The sequence below is a fragment of the Rhizobium sp. CF142 genome (assembly GCF_000281145.1).
In the GTDB taxonomy this organism is placed as follows: Bacteria; Pseudomonadota; Alphaproteobacteria; order Rhizobiales; family Rhizobiaceae; genus Rhizobium.
This window is the reverse complement of sequence record NZ_AJWE01000089.1, coordinates 99,148-115,520: the sequence shown is the minus strand read 5'-3', so window position 1 is coordinate 115,520 and position 16,373 is coordinate 99,148. Positions and strand designations below refer to the sequence as shown.

Here is a 16,373-nt window from a genome sequence, read left to right as displayed (position 1 = left end):
TTTACAAGGTACAACCTTGCATCGTAAGGCTGCTGTGGTACGGTCGATGCATCATCAAAGGTGATACGGCACGTCTCCAAATTTCGTGCGCAACGCAGCAATGGCTTCGGTACCTGAAGTATGGTGCGCCCTCCTATCGCCGTTGACGGCCGTCATCGACCGTGAAGTTCCTTCAGCTTGTCGTAATGATCCTCGGCCGCTCGGGAAGCCTCACGCGGTCTCAGCCCAGCCTTGCTGCGGCATGGCCCTATGCCGGACCTAGAACGCAAATCCGCCGTTCCGGCGCCACCAGTTACTTTTGCCGCTGGTCGTAGTGTCGAGCTGAATTCGAGCGACGATGTCCCGCCGTCTTGGCCCGCGAAATCCTGTTTGCCTTCTCCAGGCCAGGTCTCACGCCATGGGTATTTCAGACGAAAGTCGGAGGACATTCCGTTAGGCAGGCCGCTGGAGAGAACACAAAACTGGATAAAACTTGGGGGCAAGGTCACTAGGCCTACCCACCCCGAAGTTACTCCATTTTTCGAGGCTGGGCCTTCGGTAAGCGCCCCATCCGCCTGGCCTGCCGGTCAGCCACGCTGCTGGACGTGTAGCATGCGCTCGCGTGTCGCGAACCATTCCTCGGCGTAATCGTCGTTCCTGTATTCGTCGAAATAGGGTCCGCCATCTGTGAAATGCACGATCTTCGCGTCATCGCGCTTGTCATATTCGTTGACGAGATAGTTCCAGGTGATGGGCAGCTCGCCGATCAGATCGTCGCCGTCGAGCCACTTGAACTGGTGCAACTGCAGCCCGGTTGCTGTGTTGACATAATCAGGCGTCAGCGCCCTGCATTTCGCGTTGTTGAAGAGGATCAGGCTCGACCAATTCTTCTTTTCATATTTCGTCTGCACCTGGCCAAGAAACTTCGTTTCGGTCTTCGGCTGGTAATCGTGCTTCACGCACATGACGGAATAGCGCTCATCGCGCAGCGCCCAGAGCTCGGCAATATCCGTCCGCGCAAGCATATCGCAATCCATGAACAGGCTCCATCCCTCATACTGACTGAGATGGGGCGTCAGGAAGCGCGAGAAGGAGAACTCGGTCGACTGCAGGGCGTTGCGTTCACGCGTAAACGTATTTTCGATATTGCGCAGGTAGATCGGCGTGATTCTCACCGGCACGCTCGATTTTTCCAGAATGCTCTGCGACAGCACGTGATGGGCGACAACTTCCTTTGAATCAAAACCAACATAGATGTTGACGATATCGGTCATATCAATTTCTCCTTGGCACAGATCGGTGATTGCATTCAGGAAGCTTGCTTCTTCTGGCGGTCGAGCGCGTGCTGCTTGCGGGTCTTTGGCCGCGCCTTGCGGAAGGCCTGATCGAGCGCCCGCTGCCATTTGGTTAGCGACATCAGGCCGTCGATGAGGGTCAGCGCATGATCGAGGCGCGTCGAAAGTGCGTCGTTGATCGCCGTCTGGATCTCCTCGTTTTTCGCATCCGGAAATTGCCGGGTCAGAAGATCGAAGCGTGACGGCCCGGCATGTTCGGCGCTGGTGATGATACCTCTTCGCGCCAGAAGCCCGAAATAAATCCGCTCGAATGTCCAGTCATGAACGTCGAAGACCTTCCAGCGCGCACTTCGTTTTCCGGAAAATCCGGCGAGCACGATCTTTGGTGTCAGCTCAAGCTCGCGCATCCACACAACCAGCGCAAAGCCGCTCGTCGGGATCTTGTCCGGCGGATAGTGCCCCGACATCAGCGTCTCGAGATCACTGTACATGACTGTCGCACCGTTGAATGCGGCGACGGGACTGAAGCGCTCTTCAGGTGCTGTACGGATATTCAGAACGCCGAGGAACTTGTCCGAAGAGAAGAATTTTAAGACCTCGTCCACCTCCCGCCGATGGACGATATTGGCGCCCATCATGCCGCTGCGCGCCACAAGGATGGCATGCCCGGGGAAACTGTCGTCGAGAACCTTGTAGACCTTGTTGAAGAAGACGAACAACGCATCGCTGGGAAACTCCGTCCGCATCGACTGCGGATCGAGCGCCTCGCTATTGGCGACCAGAACAATGTGCGAATAGCGATTGAAGAATGCGCGCCAGGCATCGGCGCCCTGCGTGTGAAAAACGTGGCTTCCCGAATTTTCGGATCCGGGGTTCCTTTCAGCCCTAGGGACCTCGTTCGCGCCAAAATGTGCCTTCAGTTGTTGGGAGCGGTTCATCGCGCCGGCGCGCTTGCCGAGCGCCAGGAGATAGTCGGCAGCCTTTCGGAAGCCGCTGCGCTGGCTGACAAATCCCGACCACGGTGTTTTCGAAAGCATGTTCGAATAGATCTCGGCATAGACCGACTGCCCAGCCTGCACCGAAAAATGCCACGGCTTGCGACGTCCGGTGAAATGCAGGAGCACAGCATTGCGGATATACGGCATGATCCCGGTCTGGACATTCCACCGGTTGTCCAGCCGTTGCCACGTCCCGCGAAAGGCAATATTGAGAATATCCTGGTCGTTGGAGGCAAAGCATCGCCCTGATCTGAGCAGTGAACGCGCCATCTCGAAAAAGCCGCCGGCCCGGATCGCGGCGCAATCCATGAGAAAGACCCCGGCATTGAAATATCCCGTCCCCGGGTCGAGGCCGAGTTCCCGCTCCAGCCGTCCGATCTTGTCGGGGAAGGCAATGAGGTAGTCGTCAACCGCACCGATCGCCTTGCCGTTGAGATCGACATCGAAGAGTGGATCGACATTGCCAACGGCCAATATATCCGCATCAAGGTAAAGAACGCGCTCCAGCTCCTCGCCCATCAGCTTGTCGAGATAGAGGCGCGCAAGCGTCGACTTGTGCCAGCGGCCTTCCGTCTCGGGCGTATCGGTGGGAAAGGTGAAATCAACTACGTCGATATCGATGCCGTTGACGGCGTTGAAGGTCGCGACCCGAGCCTTCTGGTCCTCAGGCAAATCGATGCCGACAATGATCAGCTTGATATCGTTCTTTTGACTGTTGCGTTCGACAGATAGAAGCGCGCAACAGGCTGCCGGAAGCATTCGCGCATCCGTGAACACGTATATGGCCTTGCTGCGTATGTGAACCGACATCCCACGCACCTGAGATATGCAGTATTGATCGACGACAGAAGCCTTACCGAGATTGGATATTCAATGAAAGTTCTGGAAAAGCCAGATACTCGTAACGCGTTAATGCTCAAACATTTGCGCACAAGAGAGTTTTGTCAACCTCATCAGGGTTTTTTACCTTCGCTTCAATCTGTTTCCGCATCTGGTCGCCGTGGAAAATGTCGTCCTGGCGCAGATGCACGTTACTGCCGTCGACGAGCGTGAAGCGGGAGACACGATGTGCATTTCCGGCAAAATGGGTACGAAGTGCCTTCGGTTTCGCGAGGTTTCTGGAGGACTTCAGGGGGGATGGAGATAAGCCCGCCCTGAAATTTAGTCGCTAGTCACTGGATGAATCTCAGCTGGGTTTGCCACGGAATCACAAGAACATTGTTGATTTGCTTCAATGGGATCGGGTGACCGCAACCTGAGCGCCCGATGCCTCGCATGGGCGACCTTGATTGCACGACCACCCTCAAAGAACCAGACCGTCGCGGCCTATACTGAGAAGCTAAGCCGCTAGTCTCGGAACCGTCCGCTTAACCAATCGCAGGAATCGGGTGTTGCGAACCCCCGCAACCGATAAAGCAAGCAGCGAGAGCAATATGCTCCGGGGCTTTTTGCGTTCAAAGCTCCAGCCTCGGCACAGCGCCGCAGGAACCTGTTGCGCTTTGGCTCGGTATTCAGCACGCCAGGGGTGGATCAGATCGTTGTACTCGTATTCATCGGCTGTCCTGAACACGGCCTCCATCGCATTCACGGCTTCCATCGTCGCCAGAATGGCAGTGCCGCATCGATCAGCTTCAGATGGTTCACAAACAACCACCGCTTTGTCCGCAAATGACACAAAGCCAGAGACGCGCATCGAACCGCACATCTCAAACATCCTGAGCCGGAGACATCATAGCCGGCAACGACATAACCGTGATGGCATTGTATGAGGTGCGTCGCCGTTGTACCATGGAGCCTGACGGTTGCGCAAAGTGCTCAGTGTATAGCCGGAGCCAAAGTCCGGTCGCACGCTTCAACCCGATGAATAAGTGGCGCGGATCATGGAACTTATCGTCGCCCTTGGCCTGATTGTCTTCAAGGTCGCGTTTCTGATTGCGATCCTGCTGCTGCTGCCGTTGCCGCTAACCTGGCTGGAACGCAAGATCGCCGGGCACATCCAGCAGCGGATGGGGCCGATGCGTGTCGGGTGGCACGGGCTGCTGCAGCCGGTGGCCGACGGAATAAAGCTCTTGACCAAAGAGGACCACATCCCGGCCGAGGCCGATCGCTTCCTGTTCAAACTGGCGCCAATCCTGGCGCTCGCCCCGCCCTTTGTGGTGTTCGTCGCGATCCCCTTCGGCGAAAGCGTCTCGGTCCTAGGCGCCGAGATCACGCTCCACGTCTCCAACATGAATGTGGCGTTACTCTTCGTCTTTGCGGTGATCGGGATCGAGGTCTATGGCGTCATCTTCGGTGGCTGGGCCGCTAACAGCAAATATGCGGTCCTCGGCAGCCTCAGGACCTGCGCGCAGATGATCAGCTACGAGATTCCGATGGGGTTCGCGGTGATCGGGGTGGTCATGTTGGCGCAATCCATGAGCCTACTCGACATCGTGCGGGCCCAAACCGATGTCTGGAACATCGTCTACCAACCGGTCGGCTTCTTCGTGTTCTTCGTTGCCGGATTGGCCGAAGCGCAGCGTATTCCCTTCGACCTTTCGGAAGCGGAAGGCGATCTGGGGGCTGGCTTCCATACCGAATACAGCGGTATCCGCTTCGCGTTTTTCATGGTCAGCGAATATGCCATCGTGTTGCTGGTGTCGGTCCTGGTGGTGATCCTGTTTTTCGGCGGCTGGAACGGTGTCCTAATCCCCCTGCCACCACTTCTATGGTTTGTGCTCAAGGTCGCATTCTTCGTCTATGTGTTTATCTGGTTCCGCTTTACTTTCCCCCGCTACCGCTACGACCAACTGATGGCGATCGGATGGAAAGTCTTGCTTCCTCTGTCGATGGCGAACATAATTATAACCGGTGTACTTTTAGGGGCCGTAGCGGCTCCGTAGCGAGGCGGCGATGTCGCACGCGCAGGACAGAGTTGGAACATGGATTGGCTGGGCGTTCTTCGCCGATCTGGCGAATGCGTTGGCTCTGACCTTCGGCTACCTGTTCTCCAGAACCGTAACCATGCAGTATCCGGACAAGGAAAAATGGCTACCCTACTCACGCTATCGCGGGCATCACTTCCTGACGCGTGATGAAGAGGGCGAAATCAAGTGCGTGGCCTGCGAACTCTGTGCGCGGATCTGTCCCTGCGACTGTATCGAAGTCGTCCCCTACGAGGACGAGAAGGGCAACCGGCACCCGGCCAAATTCGAGATCGACACGGCTCGCTGCCTGTTCTGCGGGCTGTGCGAGGATGCCTGCCCAGCGGATGCGATCGCGCTTGGCCAGCAGTACGAATTTTCGAGTTTTTCCTCGCGTGACCTGGTGATCGGGCGCGACGACCTGCTCGCCAAGCCGGGCAAGGCGGCAACCGGCGGCGGCGTGGTTGCCGCGCGCCTGAATACAAACAAGGACGTGCTCGTCGAGACGAAAGAGATGCAGGGCTACAACTGGTGGCGGAATATCCGGCGAACGTGAACGCGCGCCATCCGTCAAGCCGGAGCGCGCAGACAGGAGGCTCAGATGCTTGTCGGCGAGATCATGAAGAACAAGGGTGTCGGTGTCATCGCGGTCGCTCCCGATCAGACGATGGTGGAAGTCCTGAGGCTGTTTCGCGACAACAATATCGGCTTCGTCGTCGTCAGCCAATCGAACGACGAATACCTGGGTTCGCTATCGGAGCGAGATTGCTGCAATGCGGTGGCGGAATACGGGGCCGAGGCGGTGATGATGCGAGTCGCGGATGTCATGAACCGCAATGTGGCGACCTGTTCGACACGGGATTTGCTACCCGTCGCGATGGGGATCATGACCCAGCGGCGTACGCGTCATGTGCTGGTCATGGATGGAGGCGACGTTGTCGGCGTGGTCAGTATCGGCGACGTGGTTAAACACAGGCTCGACGAAGCGCAGCGCACAGAGCAGGATCTGCAGGATTACATCTGCGGGACCAGATATCACTGACGTCGCCAGCTTGATGTGAAGACGCTGGGGCAGGGCAGCTTGCCGGGGGCCGGCGCCCTGACCCCAGATCTTCAGACCCCACGCCAGATCCGGCTCGTGCGGTCGATCTCAAGAGTGGCATGCACCTTCTGGACCTCCACCGGGCATGGGTATTCGCCCCGCCGCATCAGGCCGTTGAGACGCAAGGCTCTATAGTTTTCCGGAACGAAGACGAGGCCCTTGGGAAACCGCCTATCGACCTTGAGCTGCGCCGTCAGTTCGCCCCGGACGGAACGCACAATGATCTGATCGCCATCCGAAAGGCCAAGCTGTTCGGTATCCTGCGTGCTCATCGCGACATAGGGATCATTGGCGACCGTGTTCAGGATGTCCGACCGTTCAGAAAGATATCCGTTGTGGAACAGGCAGTTGCCGGTGATCAGCATGAGCCGGTCGGCTGCTGCCGGGACGGGCGGCGGCGCAAAGAACTTGGCCGCCGGTGGCGTCGGCACCGCCTTGGTGAAAGCGCCGTCAGCGCCAAGCCCGTCCTGTTTCAACCCCTGATAGGCCGGAACCAGCCGTGCAATCTCGTCGAAAATTTCGCCTTGCGTCGACGGCCGCAGTGCCTCGTTGCGAAGCGCCGCGACGAAGTCGAAGATCGCCAGATTGCTCCGCGCCTCGAAGGCGGGTTCGCGGAATTTGCGGACCGTCTGGGTCCGGCCCTCGTTGTTGGTGAACGTGCCGGTTTCCTCGCCGTAACCTGCTGCGGGCAGGACGACCTCGGCAAGGCCCGCCGTATCCGTGAGGAAGGCGTCCTGCACGATCAGGAGATCGGCGGCGCCGAGCGCCCGCGTCACGAAATCCCTGTCGGGATAGGCGATCAAGGGGTCGGTTCCGACGATGTAGAGAGCGCCCATCCGCCCGCCGACGCATAGCTCCAGAATGCCGTCGAGATCCGCGCCGGGTTCAGACGGGATTTCGGCGCCCCAGTTCCGCGCAAGAGTTGTGCGCGCCACATCGTCGGCGACCGCCCGCAGCCCCGGCAGCGCCGCCGGGAGTACTCCCATATCCCAGGCGCCCAACTGGTTGGCACGGTCGAAGAGGAACTGCATCGCCAGGCCCTTGCCGAGCAGGCGCAGAACCTGCAGCAGGTTATTGATCTGCTGCAGCGTCGCGCGCGTTTCGGGTGATCTCAGGAGGTCGACGCTGACAAGCACGGTGACGCTGCGGCCTTCCTTGAGCGCTGCGACCAGACGATCCGGCCCGTCAGTGCCGGTTTTTGCCGCCGGCTCGCCGATTGTCGCGTCGATGCCTGCAAGAAAGTCGCCCGGCAAGGTCTGACCAACGGCCGCTGCGAGACCGGCCACCACCGCCGCAAGGCTCACTGCTTCTCCGCCCGGCAGCGCACGAACCACCACCCTGGCATCGGCGTCCAGACGGGATGGCCGCGCCGAAAGCATGAGCAATCCGGTCTGCCGCCGCCGCACGCCATCCCGCAGCAGGTATTCGGTGACAGGGTTCTCCTCGGTGACGTTGCCGCCGACGACGAGCACGCAGTCGTTGCCGATCACTTCGTCCAGTGGTGCGCGGCTGTCGAAGGCTGCCAGAAGCGGGCCGAGCGTATCGAAGGGCGTGGACCAGCGTGACGAGCAATCAATGCTGTTGGTCCGGAATGCCGTCCGCATCAGCTTCTGAAACTGATAGAGCATCTCGTTGGGGAGGCGAGGCGAGGCGAGGCCAGCGGCAGCCTTGCCCTCGACGGCCGATAGCCGCCGGCGCAGATAGTCACCAGCCTCATCCCAGGAAACCGGAGCCAGGGCGCCGTCACGACGGATCATCGGTCGCTTGATCCGGTCCCTGCTCGCGACGAAATCGAGGCCGAAGCGCCCCCGAACGCAGAGCGTTTCGCGGTTGACCCCCTCGTCCCACTTCGAGCGCACGCGCATGAACTCGCCCTTGCGTGTGCCAACCGTCAGCTGGCAACCGGTGCCGCAATGCGGGCAGACCGTGTCGGTCTCGGTGAGATCCCAGGGCCGGGCCTTGTAGCGATAGGGGAAGCTCATCAGCGCGCCGACCGGGCAGACCTCGACGCAATTGCCACACTGGTCGCAACTTGCAAGACTGCCCTCGAAGCCGGTGACGGCGGTATCCATGCCTTTTTCGATGGTGCCGAGGGCGACTGCGCCGACAACCTCCTCACACATCCGGACACAGCGCTGGCACTGGATGCAGCGGTTGACGTTCATGATGATGACCGGGCTCAGACGGATGTCCTCGGAGTGGAACACACGTTTGTCATCGCGGAATCGGCTCTCGCGGGGCCCGTAGGCCATCACCATGTTCTGAAGCTCGCATTCGCCGCCCTTGTCGCAGATCGGACAGTCGAGGGGGTGGTTGGCGAGCAGCATATCGAGCATGGAAGAGCGCGTTTCCTCGATCAGGGGTGTGTTCGCACGCACCACCATTCCCTCAGTGACGGCGGTGGCGCAGGACGGCTGCAGCCTTCTCAGCCCCTCGATCTCCACCAGGCACATGCGGCAGGAGGCCAGCGCCGGCAGACGCTTCAGATAGCAGAAGGTCGGGATATCGATGCCCAAACGCCGGGCGGCCTGCAGCACTGTCGAGCCAGCCTCAACTTCCAGCGTTTGTCCATCGATCGTAATGCTAACCATAGTTCCTCGCAGTCCTGTTGCTGCGCACGCCTTCAGTGAAAGGGGCACCTGCGGTCCTCGATATGGGCGACGAATTCATCGCGAAAATGCGCGAGTGCCGCCCGCAACCCCATCGCCGCTCCGTCACCCAAGGCACAAAACGTATTGCCGAAAATGCCTTTGCAGAGCATATCCAGCTGCTCCAGATCGCCGGCAGCACCTTCGCCGGCCTCGATCCGGCGCAGGACCTTCACGACCCAGTTCAATCCTTCCCGGCATGGCGTGCACTTGCCGCAGGACTCATGATGGAAGAACTCGATGATCCGGGTGGCGACCTTGACCATGCAGGTCGAGTCGTCGATCACGATAACGCCAGCCGAACCGAGCATCGAGCCGGCGGCAGCCAGCGAGTCGAAATCCATCCTCACCTCCAGCCCGTGCTCCGGCATGACCGGGGCTGAGACCCCGCCCGGGATCACCGCCTTGATTCTGCGTCCCGGCAGCGCGCCGCCGGCGTGGTTCTCGACCAGTTCGCGCAGCGGTATGCCCATCGGCAACTCATAGAGGCCGGGTTTGCGCACCTGCCCACTGAGGCAGTAGAGCTTCGGGCCGGGGCTCTTGTCCGGGCCGATGCCACGAAACCAGTCCGACCCCCGCATAATGATATGCGGCACGCAAGCGAGCGTCTCGACATTGTTGATCACTGTAGGGCTGGCGTAGAGCCCGGCCACGGCCGGAAATGGTGGCTTCAATCGCGGCTGCGCCCGCTTGCCCTCGAGCGACTCGAGCATCGCGGTCTCCTCACCGCAGATATAGGCGCCGGCGCCGCAGTGGATGTGTACGGCGAAATTGAAATCCGAGCCCAGAACGCGCTTTCCGAGATAGCCCTTTGCGTGGGCCTCGGCGATCGCCTGCTGCAGACGACGGATCGCCGTCACATATTCTCCGCGAATGTAGACATAGGCGGTTTCGGCCCCAATCGCGTAGGCACTTACCGCCAGCCCCTCGATCAGTTGATGCGGGTCGCGCTCCATGATGATCCGGTCCTTGAACGTGCCCGGCTCGCCCTCATCGGCGTTGCAGCATAGATATGTCGGCTTGCCCGTGCGCTTCGGCACGAAACCCCATTTCATGCCTGTCGGGAATCCGGCACCGCCGCGACCGCGCAGGTTGGACCGTTTGACGAGGTCGATAACCTCATCAGGCGTGTACTCGCGCAGCGCCTTCGCCAGCGCCTGGTAGCCGCCGCCAGCCTCGTAGGTCGACACCAGATGACCGTCCGCCACATCGATATTCTTGAGAAGAACCGGCCCGAACATGGCGCTACTCCCCCGGCAGCCGCGCAGAGGCGTGCTCGACGCTCGCGGCTCCCACTGTCGCCCGCAGGCTGTCCAACAGTGCGTTTATCCGCGCCACATCAAGATGGGCGTGGTAATCGTCGCCGACTTGCATCACCGGAGCCATCTCGCAGGCGCCGAGGCATTCGACGGTCGAAAGCGTGAACAGCCCGTCCGGGGTGGTGTCGCCTTTCCTGATCCCCAGCACCGTTTCCAGATGGTTTAGCAGGTCCTCCGATCCGCACAGCATGCAGGAAACATTGTCACAGAGCTGCAGGTGGAACATCCCCACCGGTTCGGTATGGAAGAGGGTGTAGAAAGTCGCCAGCTCGTAGACCCAGATCCGCTCGACTCCGAGAATGTCGGCGACCTCTTCCAACACCGGCCCAGGCAGATGGCCATGTTCCTCCTGCGCGATCAGGAGCGCGGGCATGATCGCAGAGCGCTGGTCGGGATACCGCGCCGCCGCCTCTTCGATCTTTTCGCGCATGGTCATCGCATTCAAATCCTTGCTACTTGTCCACCTCCGCCATCACAGGGTCGAGGCTGCCGAGCACGGCGATCATGTCCGCCAGATAGCGGGCGTTGGTGACCCCGAAGAGGGCCTGAAGATTGACGAACGAGGGTGCCCGCACCTTCATGCGGAACGGTTTTGGCGACCCGTCGCTGATGATGTAGAAGCCAAGCTCGCCCTTTGGGGCCTCGATTGCCGAATAGACCTCGCCCTTCGGCACCTTGAAGCCGTAGGCCGACAGGTCGAAATGCTGGATCAGCGCCTCCATCGAGCAGTGCACCCGATCCTTGTCCAGCGGGAAGGCGATTGTCGGCATGTCGATCTGGAACGGCCCCTCAGGCATCTGGTCGATGCATTGTTCGATGATCCCCATGCTTTCGCGCATCTCGTCGACGCGGCATCGCCAGCGTGCATAGCAATCGCCCTCGTTACGGGTGATGACGTTGAAATCGAGCCGGTCGTAGATCTCGTAGGGCTCATCGCGCCGGATGTCCCAGTCGACACCGGAAGCACGCAGGTTCGGGCCGCTGAGGCCGAGATCGACAGCATCCTCGGCGGAGATCACGCCGATCCCCTTCGTGCGATTGAGAAACACCCGGTTATCTTCGAGCAGTCGCTCATAGTCGCGGATCCGGTTCGGGAAGATGTCGCAAAACTCGCGGATCTTGGGGAAGAACCCGTCAGGCAGGTCCTCGCGCACCCCGCCGACCCGGCAGAAGGACGTGTGCATGCGCGCACCGGTGATCATTTCCAGGAGGTCCATGATCATTTCGCGCTCGCGCATGACGTAAAGCAGCGCGGTCATGGCGCCGAGATCCATCGGCAGCGCGCCGGTGATCAGGAGGTGACCGGAGATCCGTGCCAGCTCGGCCATCATCACGCGGATATATTGCGCCCGGATCGGTGCTTCTATGCCGAGGAGTTTCTCCACCGCCAGCGCGAAGGCCAGGTTGTTCGAGGGCGGACAGAGATAGTCGAGCCGGTCCGTCAGCGGGAAAATCTGGGTATAAGTGAAGCTCTCCGCCAGTTTTTCGGTGCCGCGATGGAGGTAGCCGATATGCGGATCGACACGCTCGACGAACTCGCCGTCCAGTTCAAGGACGAGCCGAAGAACCCCATGGGTGCTGGGGTGCTGCGGACCGAGGTTGAGAAGCACTTCCCTGGTATTGAGCGCTTCACCCTCAGGCCTGCTGAGCTCGGTGACTTCGGTCATCTCAACGTTCCGGCGTAGAACGGCCTCCTTACGGAATGTCCCTGGTGGCAAGGTCGGGCCGTGTTGGCGGCGGACCTTCGGCACCGAAGGGGTTCAACGTGTCCCTATAGCCCCTTAAGGGGAAATCCTTGCGCTGGGGAAAGCCCTCGAAGCCTTCCCACATGTAGATCCGGCGCAGATCGGGATGTCCCTCGAACCGGATGCCATACATGTCCCAGGCCTCACGCTCATGCCAGTTGGCGGTGCGCCAGACTCGCGTGACCGAAGGCACTTCAGGAGGATCGCCAAGCCGGCACTTGATGCGGACCCGCCACCGGTTGGGCAGCGAATAAAGATGGTAGACCGCCTCGAACCGCGGCGTTTCGGGATAGTGATCAACCCCGCAAATGTCCGAGAGGAAATTGAATTGCAGCGCCGGATGCTCTTTCAGGAACCGGCAGAACTCGACGATCCTCTCGGGCGGAACGGCAAAGGCGTCGACGCCGTGCGCAGTGCCGAGGTCCTCGATTGTTTCTCCGAAGCGCTCCATGATCGGAGCGCGATTGAGGGACGGCTGCGCACTCATGACGCCATAACCCGATCCAGAGGTGTGCCGGCGAGCGCCCGGGATCTCTTGATCTTTTCTTGAAGCAGGAGGAAGCCGTGCATCAGCGCCTCGGGCCGGGGCGGACAGCCAGGCACATGCACATCGACGGGCACGAAGGTTTCCGATCCCTGCACCACGGCATAGGTGTTGTAGACCCCGCCCGAAATAGCGCAGGTGCCCATGGCGATCACCCAGCGCGGTTCCGGCATCTGGTCATAGAGCCGCCGCACGACGGGCGCGAATTTCCTGGTCACGGTGCCGGCGATGATCATGACGTCGGATTGTCTCGGCGAAGGGCGGAACACCACGCCGAACCGGTCGAGATCGTAGCGGGCGCAACCGGCCGAGATCATCTCGATGGCGCAGCAGGCAATGCCGAAGGTCTCCGGCCACAGCGCCGATCTCCGGCTCCAACTGATGATGCTGTCGGCCGTGGTGAACAGCACGCTGTCGCGGATCGCGTTGTTTACGCCTCCCATTCCAGCGCTCCTTTCAGCCAGGCGTAGGCGAAGCCCACGAGAAGCAGCACCATGAAGACGATCATCTCGATATAGCCGACCAGCCCGATCTCTTTCAGGACGACGGCCCAGGGAAAGAGGAACATCGCTTCGACATCGAAAACGACCAGCAGGATCGCGAGGATAAAGAACGGCACCCTGAAGCGGCCCGCCGCCGCCTCGCCCGCTGCATCCATGCCGCATTCATAGGGCATGTTCTTGGCGGGATAGGGATTGGATGGGCGCAGCAGCGAGGAAACGAACAACGTCACCCCCACCACCAGAACGACTCCGGCGACCATGAAAAGAACGGGCAAGAATTCCATTGCAGTCATATCACTGCACCGGTTGCCCACTGACCTCATCGCGAACCGGTAAATCGGTCACGCCACGGGGCGACTTGGGCAATCCTTTCTCCGTCTTCAAGTCTATTCCGTCGGTGTGATCATTGCAAATCCAATCGCTCACCCGCCAAAGACCGAATCTTGGGCAAGCTTCAGAAACCACGACGGAAACAGGCCGATACCGATGGTGCCGACGGCGGTGATGGCCAGCGTGGCGCGCACTAAGGGCGTCAGCGCCGGGGCGAACGCCCTCTTCGGCTCGCGCATGTACATCACCATGACGATGCGGATGTAGAAATAGGCGGCGACGGCGCTGAGCAGCACTGCGATGACCGCCAGCATGACGAAACCACGCTCGACGAGGGCGAGCAGTACGTAAAACTTGGCGAAGAACCCGGCCGTCGGCGGAATGCCGGCCAGGGAGAAGAGAAAGAGCAGCATCAGGAGCGCCAGCCCCGGATGTGACTTGGCGAAACCCGCATAGTCTTCGATGACCTCGCCCGAGAAATCGCCGTTCCGCATCATGATGACGGCGCCGAAAATGCCGAGATTCATGAAAGCATAGATCAGCAGATAGAGCATCACGCTGGCGATCCCATCGGCACCGCCAGCGGCCACGCCGAAAATGGCGAAGCCGGCATGGGCGATGCTGGAATAGGCCAGGAGACGCTTGAAATTATCCTGGACCAGCGCCACGAAGCTGCCGAGCGCCATCGTCACCACCGCAATGACGGCGACGATGATCCAGACGTCCGAGGCTGCGACCAGAGGGTTGAGGAACACCCGCAGGATCACCGCGAACCCCGCCGCCTTGGGCCCAACCGACATGAAGGCGGTGATCGTCGTCGGCGCGCCTTCATAGACGTCCGGCAGCCACATATGGAAGGGAACCGCGCCGACCTTGAAGACCAGCCCCGCGACGATGAAGACCACCGCCAGCAACAATCCGGGATCGAGCGGATCGCTAGTCACGGCCGCAGCCATCCCGTCCAATTGCGTTGTGCCGGTGAGCCCGTAGATCAGCGAAACGCCGTAAAGGAAAATCCCGGTCGAGACCGCGCCGAGGATTACGTATTTCAGTGCTGCCTCGTTCGACCGCCGCTCACGCCGCAGGAAGCCGGTCAGCACATAGGTGCAAATCACCATCAGTTCGAGGCCTACATAGATCGACAGGAGATCGGTCGCCGAGGCCATGATCATCATGCCCGAAAGCGCGAAGAGCAGCAGGACATAGTATTCGCAATTCCCGATCCCTTCGATATCGGCATATTTTCGCGAAAGGAGGAATGTCAGAACGGTGGCTAAGTAGAAAACGAACTTGAAGAAGACCGCGAAGCGGTCGGCGATGAACATGCCCGTGTAGGCCGGCCGTACCTCGCTCGCCAGCATGAGTGTCGCCAAGGCGGCAATCAGCACGACCGCGACCGACGCCCAGACGAGGAAATGTTCCTGTCCCTTTCGCACAAACTGTCCCAGGATCAGCAGGATGCAGGCGCCGGTGATCACCACGATCTCGGGCAGGCTCGCCAGGGCCGACTGGAAAAGCGTGGCGGCGGTCATTGGCCGCTCCCTCTGCTCTGCACGTGCGTCAGCAGATGCGTCACCGAGGCATCGATTATGTTGAGAAAGGGTTTCGGATAGAGCCCAACCCAGAATACGAAGACTGCCAGCGGCAGGATCGCAGCCATCTCGCGGGCGTTCACGTCGCGTATCGCCAACCGGGCGCCGACGCTGGCCGGGCCGAGCGCGACTTTCCCATACATGCCAAGCAGATAGGCAGCCCCCAGCAATGCACCCAAAACGGCGGCAGAGGCGGCGGCCAAGTTGGCCGCAAACCCGCCTGACAGCACCAGCAACTCGCCGACGAACGAATTCGTTCCCGGCAGCGCCATCGACGACAGGGTAAACAGTGCCAGAAACGTGGTATAGACCGGCGCCACCTTCATCAACCCGCCATAGTCGGCGATGCTGCGGGTATGGGTCCGCTCGTAAATCAGCCCGACGAACAGGAACAGGGCGCCTGTCGTCACGCCATGATTGAACATCTGCAGGATACCGCCCTCGAGCCCGCGGAGGTTCAGCGCAAAAATGCCCAGCGTCACGAAGCCCATGTGGCTGATGCTGGAATAAGCCACCAGCTTCTTCAGATCGTCCTGCGCCAGCGCGAGCAACCCGCCATAGACGATCGCAAGCACCGAAAGCGCCAGCATCAGCGTCGAATAATACATCGATGCCTCCGGCAGCATTGGCAGCGAGAACCGCAGGAATCCGTAGGCGCCCATCTTCAGGAGCACACCGGCGAGGATAATGCTGCCCGCCGTCGGCGCCTGCACATGGGCGTCCGGCAGCCAGGTATGGAGCGGCACCATCGGCACCTTGACCGCAAAAGCGATCAGGAAGGCGAAGAACAGCCAGGACTGGATCCGGAACGGCAAGTCCTGCTCTGTCAAAGCGAGGATATCGAAGGTCCTGCCACCGTAGAAATAGAGCACGATGACACCGATCAGGAACAGGAGGCTGCCCGCCAGCGTGTAGAGGAAAAACTTGATCGCCGCATAGACCCGGCCGTCGCCGCCCCAGACGCCGATGATCAGATACATCGGGATCAGCATCGCCTCCCAAAAGACGTAGAAGAGGAACAGATCGAGCGCGCAGAAGACGCCGAGCATCAGCGCCTGCATGGAGAGCAGGCAGATCATGAATTCCTTTACCTTGCGGTCGATCGCGATCCAGGAGGCGAGCACGCAGATCGACCCCAACAGTGCGGTCAGGAACACGAAGAGCGCGCTGATTCCGTCGATGCCAAGCGCATAATTGATCCCGAGCGCAGGCACCCACGGGCGCGTCTCGGTGAACTGCATGGCATGGGTCGTGGTGTCGAAGCCGACCAGCGTGGCGATGCAGAGAGCAAGGTCGAGGACGGTGAAAGAGAGCGCAGTCCACCGCGCCGCATCGTCACCGCGCAGGAACATCAGAACCGCGGCCCCGGCGACGGGTGTGAAGATGATGAAGCTGAGCAGGGGGAAGCCCATGGC

Annotated in this window: 15 protein-coding genes; 3 read left to right on the top strand and 12 right to left on the bottom strand. The window is 60.4% G+C overall.

Annotated elements, in window-relative coordinates; all coding sequences use genetic code 11:
• Positions 1-566: 566 nt before the first annotated feature.
• From PMI11_RS17835 to PMI11_RS17820, 3 genes are all read right to left on the bottom strand, one after another.
• Complete coding sequence (locus PMI11_RS17835) at positions 567-1,253, bottom strand: LPS glycosyltransferase (protein WP_007819611.1); 687 nt, start codon at positions 1,251-1,253, stop codon at positions 567-569.
• 35 nt (positions 1,254-1,288) lie between these two features.
• Entirely contained in the window at positions 1,289-3,031 is a 1,743-nt protein-coding gene (locus PMI11_RS36595; protein WP_162137074.1) for a glycosyltransferase family 8 protein, read from the bottom strand.
• A 580-nt stretch (positions 3,032-3,611) separates the two neighbouring features.
• On the bottom strand, positions 3,612-3,977 hold the full coding sequence (locus tag PMI11_RS17820; protein ID WP_157179652.1) for a hypothetical protein: 366 nt from the start codon (positions 3,975-3,977) through the stop codon (positions 3,612-3,614).
• 175 nt (positions 3,978-4,152) lie between these two features.
• Between PMI11_RS17820 and nuoH the strand changes: the two genes are divergently transcribed.
• From nuoH to PMI11_RS17805, 3 genes are read left to right on the top strand one after another with little or no spacing between them, the layout of a single operon-like run.
• On the top strand, positions 4,153-5,154 hold the full coding sequence (nuoH, locus tag PMI11_RS17815) for an NADH-quinone oxidoreductase subunit NuoH (protein ID WP_007819608.1): 1,002 nt from the start codon (positions 4,153-4,155) through the stop codon (positions 5,152-5,154).
• Between the two features lie 10 nt (positions 5,155-5,164).
• Positions 5,165-5,731, top strand: a complete 567-nt coding sequence (locus tag PMI11_RS17810) for an NADH-quinone oxidoreductase subunit I (RefSeq protein WP_007819607.1) — start codon at positions 5,165-5,167, stop codon at positions 5,729-5,731.
• A 45-nt stretch (positions 5,732-5,776) separates the two neighbouring features.
• Entirely contained in the window at positions 5,777-6,217 is a 441-nt protein-coding gene (locus tag PMI11_RS17805) for a CBS domain-containing protein (protein WP_007819604.1), read from the top strand.
• Between the two features lie 71 nt (positions 6,218-6,288).
• On the opposite strand, the gene nuoG is transcribed toward PMI11_RS17805, so the two are convergent.
• The 9 genes from nuoG to PMI11_RS17760 all read right to left on the bottom strand — a co-directional run bounded on the left by nuoG (position 6,289) and on the right by PMI11_RS17760 (position 16,370).
• Positions 6,289-8,868 carry an NADH-quinone oxidoreductase subunit NuoG gene (gene nuoG / locus PMI11_RS17800; RefSeq protein WP_007819602.1) on the bottom strand — a complete coding sequence of 860 codons (2,580 nt, stop codon included), beginning with the start codon at positions 8,866-8,868 and terminating at the stop codon, positions 6,289-6,291.
• Between the two features lie 32 nt (positions 8,869-8,900).
• On the bottom strand, positions 8,901-10,166 hold the full coding sequence (nuoF, locus tag PMI11_RS17795) for an NADH-quinone oxidoreductase subunit NuoF (protein ID WP_007819600.1): 1,266 nt from the start codon (positions 10,164-10,166) through the stop codon (positions 8,901-8,903).
• Between the two features lie 4 nt (positions 10,167-10,170).
• Positions 10,171-10,680: an NADH-quinone oxidoreductase subunit NuoE gene (gene nuoE / locus PMI11_RS17790; protein ID WP_007819598.1), complete on the bottom strand. Its 510-nt coding sequence runs from the start codon at positions 10,678-10,680 to the stop codon at positions 10,171-10,173.
• Positions 10,681-10,696: 16 nt separating this feature from the next.
• Positions 10,697-11,911, bottom strand: coding sequence for an NADH dehydrogenase (quinone) subunit D (gene nuoD, locus PMI11_RS17785; protein ID WP_007819596.1), 1,215 nt, complete (start codon positions 11,909-11,911; stop codon positions 10,697-10,699).
• A 28-nt stretch (positions 11,912-11,939) separates the two neighbouring features.
• Entirely contained in the window at positions 11,940-12,476 is a 537-nt protein-coding gene (locus PMI11_RS17780) for an NADH-quinone oxidoreductase subunit C (RefSeq protein WP_007819593.1), read from the bottom strand.
• Positions 12,473-12,976: an NADH-quinone oxidoreductase subunit NuoB gene (gene nuoB, locus PMI11_RS17775; protein WP_007819590.1), complete on the bottom strand. Its 504-nt coding sequence runs from the start codon at positions 12,974-12,976 to the stop codon at positions 12,473-12,475. The genes PMI11_RS17780 and nuoB overlap by 4 nt, the downstream gene beginning before the upstream one ends.
• Complete coding sequence (locus PMI11_RS17770) at positions 12,964-13,329, bottom strand: NADH-quinone oxidoreductase subunit A (RefSeq protein ID WP_037071608.1); 366 nt, start codon at positions 13,327-13,329, stop codon at positions 12,964-12,966. The genes nuoB and PMI11_RS17770 overlap by 13 nt, the downstream gene beginning before the upstream one ends.
• A 129-nt stretch (positions 13,330-13,458) precedes the next feature.
• Complete coding sequence (locus PMI11_RS17765) at positions 13,459-14,898, bottom strand: NADH-quinone oxidoreductase subunit N (protein WP_007819588.1); 1,440 nt, start codon at positions 14,896-14,898, stop codon at positions 13,459-13,461.
• Entirely contained in the window at positions 14,895-16,370 is a 1,476-nt protein-coding gene (locus PMI11_RS17760) for an NADH-quinone oxidoreductase subunit M (protein WP_007819586.1), read from the bottom strand. The genes PMI11_RS17765 and PMI11_RS17760 overlap by 4 nt, the downstream gene beginning before the upstream one ends.
• Positions 16,371-16,373 lie beyond the last annotated feature (3 nt).

Bases quoted from the DNA above. Each gene is read 5' to 3' on its own strand.
- PMI11_RS17820 (WP_157179652.1), bottom strand. From the start codon at position 3,977: ATGTGCGGTTCGATGCGCGTCTCTGGCTTTGTGTCATTTGCGGACAAA.
- PMI11_RS17810 (WP_007819607.1), top strand. From the start codon at position 5,165: ATGTCGCACGCGCAGGACAGAGTTGGAACATGGATTGGCTGGGCGTTC.
- PMI11_RS17835 (WP_007819611.1), bottom strand. From the start codon at position 1,253: ATGACCGATATCGTCAACATCTATGTTGGTTTTGATTCAAAGGAAGTT.
- nuoF (WP_007819600.1), bottom strand. From the start codon at position 10,166: ATGTTCGGGCCGGTTCTTCTCAAGAATATCGATGTGGCGGACGGTCAT.
- nuoG (WP_007819602.1), bottom strand. From the start codon at position 8,868: ATGGTTAGCATTACGATCGATGGACAAACGCTGGAAGTTGAGGCTGGC.
- PMI11_RS17760 (WP_007819586.1), bottom strand. From the start codon at position 16,370: ATGGGCTTCCCCCTGCTCAGCTTCATCATCTTCACACCCGTCGCCGGG.
- nuoE (WP_007819598.1), bottom strand. From the start codon at position 10,680: ATGACCATGCGCGAAAAGATCGAAGAGGCGGCGGCGCGGTATCCCGAC.
- PMI11_RS17765 (WP_007819588.1), bottom strand. From the start codon at position 14,898: ATGACCGCCGCCACGCTTTTCCAGTCGGCCCTGGCGAGCCTGCCCGAG.
- PMI11_RS17805 (WP_007819604.1), top strand. From the start codon at position 5,777: ATGCTTGTCGGCGAGATCATGAAGAACAAGGGTGTCGGTGTCATCGCG.
- nuoD (WP_007819596.1), bottom strand. From the start codon at position 11,911: ATGACCGAAGTCACCGAGCTCAGCAGGCCTGAGGGTGAAGCGCTCAAT.
- nuoB (WP_007819590.1), bottom strand. From the start codon at position 12,976: ATGGGAGGCGTAAACAACGCGATCCGCGACAGCGTGCTGTTCACCACG.
- PMI11_RS17780 (WP_007819593.1), bottom strand. From the start codon at position 12,476: ATGAGTGCGCAGCCGTCCCTCAATCGCGCTCCGATCATGGAGCGCTTC.
- nuoH (WP_007819608.1), top strand. From the start codon at position 4,153: ATGGAACTTATCGTCGCCCTTGGCCTGATTGTCTTCAAGGTCGCGTTT.
- PMI11_RS17770 (WP_037071608.1), bottom strand. From the start codon at position 13,329: ATGACTGCAATGGAATTCTTGCCCGTTCTTTTCATGGTCGCCGGAGTC.
- PMI11_RS36595 (WP_162137074.1), bottom strand. From the start codon at position 3,031: ATGCTTCCGGCAGCCTGTTGCGCGCTTCTATCTGTCGAACGCAACAGT.